Source organism: Schnuerera sp. (assembly GCF_035459645.1).
In the GTDB taxonomy this organism is placed as follows: domain Bacteria; phylum Bacillota; class Clostridia; order Tissierellales; family Tepidimicrobiaceae; genus Schnuerera.
Genome location: NZ_DATHXO010000415.1, coordinates 1 through 1,903, shown reverse-complemented (window position 1 = coordinate 1,903; position 1,903 = coordinate 1). Strand labels below are relative to the sequence as shown.

2 protein-coding genes are annotated in these 1,903 nt (G+C 29.9%); both read right to left on the bottom strand.

What is annotated here, in order from left to right; genetic code table 11:
- Nucleotides 1-1,372: M1 family metallopeptidase (locus VK998_RS09840; RefSeq protein WP_325227959.1), on the bottom strand; the 1,372-nt coding region annotated here is incomplete at its 3' end.
- A 133-nt stretch (nucleotides 1,373-1,505) separates the two neighbouring features.
- The coding region (locus tag VK998_RS09835) for an aminoacyl--tRNA ligase-related protein (RefSeq protein WP_325227958.1) at nucleotides 1,506-1,903 on the bottom strand (398 nt) is incomplete at its 5' end.

Sequence of the window (1,903 nt, the reverse complement as noted above, 5' to 3'; positions counted from 1 at the left end):
TGTTTAATATATCATATAATATATCTATTCCAAAGTCTTTTTTTATCTCATTTAAAAAAATTGCACCTTTTACATATACTAATAACCCATAATCTTCCCAACTTTGAAAATCCTTTAATGGTTTTATTATAATATCGGAATCTATATACTCTTTTCCATATTCATAAGGTGTTTTACAAGTATAATTATAATAGTTTTCCCCTTCTTCCTCACCATATTTATTATTTATGTATATTACCTCCGAATAGGTAGCCAAGGCTTCGTCTAACCATGCTTCATCTATTTGATCGTTACCAACTACACCATACCACCATTGATGAGCAGTTTCATGTACAATTACTTTTTCTAAAGGTTCTTTAAAGTGAGTACTATAATAATCTTTATTTATAAAAACTATACCTGGATATTCCATACCTGTAGGAAATTCAGTCATTACTATAGAATAAACCCCATATGGATATTTACCAAATATCCTATTAAATATTTCAATGCTATCCTCACCTACTTCTAGAACATAATCTGCCATATTTTCTTTATCTTCCATTCCATATACTTTAATTACAGTATCTTCTATCTTTGATTCTGATATTATAAAATTAGAACTGGCTACCCAAGCAAAATCTCTTATTAACTTACCCTCAATTTTATAGGTTTTATTCTTTCCTTTGACCTTTTCAGAAAGAATATTACCACTAGCTGCTACTATAATATCTTTTGGAGTTGTAATAGTTATATCATAATTACTGATATCGCTATAGAAAGGATCCCCTATTTTGTAGTAAGGATCAAGGTTCCAGCCAGTATTATCGTATACACAAACTATTGGATACCAATTCCCAAAATTAAATACATTGTCCCCAAATCCAAACCTATCTATATTTGTTGGAAGTTTTACATTATATACAAATTCAATTTCAATTTTTTCATTAACCTTTAAATTTTCAGGAAGATTTAATTTTAAAATTGTATCTCCAATTCCCCCTATTTTATAATCTATTTCCTTTTTTCCTATTTGTATTTTTTCTATTTCCATATAACCGGGTATATATTCTTCTTTTGATAAAGTACTTCCCTCAAACAATATAGGCGCTGTTTCTGCTGAATTATAGGCATTAGGGTATAGATGGAAATATAAAACTTTCAAATCTATCCCTGTATCATTTACATAGGTGACCTTTTGATTAGCAGAATATTTTTTATCTACTGGATCAAAATCCACTTCTATTTTATAATGGTCTATCATATTTAAGTCAATACCATTATAATCATCTACTACTAAAGTTAAAATCTCTGGATTAGTTTCACTACAACCAACTAAAGCAATGACCAAAACAAATATTAAAATAATAGATGTTTTCCTTTTAAATCTCAAATTCCCACCCCCAACTCAATTCTCTATCTATATATATTCTATATTTTTGAAGGAATATTATAACCTATATCAAAATATTACAATTGTATTACAAATAAGTTCTCGCTACGGTGCCTGGCACCGCAGCGAGAACTTATTTTTGTATTCGTTCTAAATTTTTGGCATATGGTCTTAATGCTTCTGGAATTATTATGCTACCATCTTCTTGTTGATAGTTTTCTAGTAATGCAGCTAGAGTTCTCCCTACTGCCAACCCAGAACCATTTAGTGTATGAACATACTCTACTTTCTTATTGTCTTTCCTTCGATATCTTAAACTGGCTCGTCTAGCCTGATAATCTTCAAAATTACTACAGGACGAAATTTCCACATATCTACCATAGCTAGGCATCCATACTTCTAAATCGTAGGTTTTTGCTGACGAAAATCCTAAATCTCCTGTGCTAAGCATTACTACCCTATAAGGTAATCCTAATCTTTGTAAAATTTCCTCTGCATTATTTGTAAGTTTTTCTAATTCATCGTAAGAGT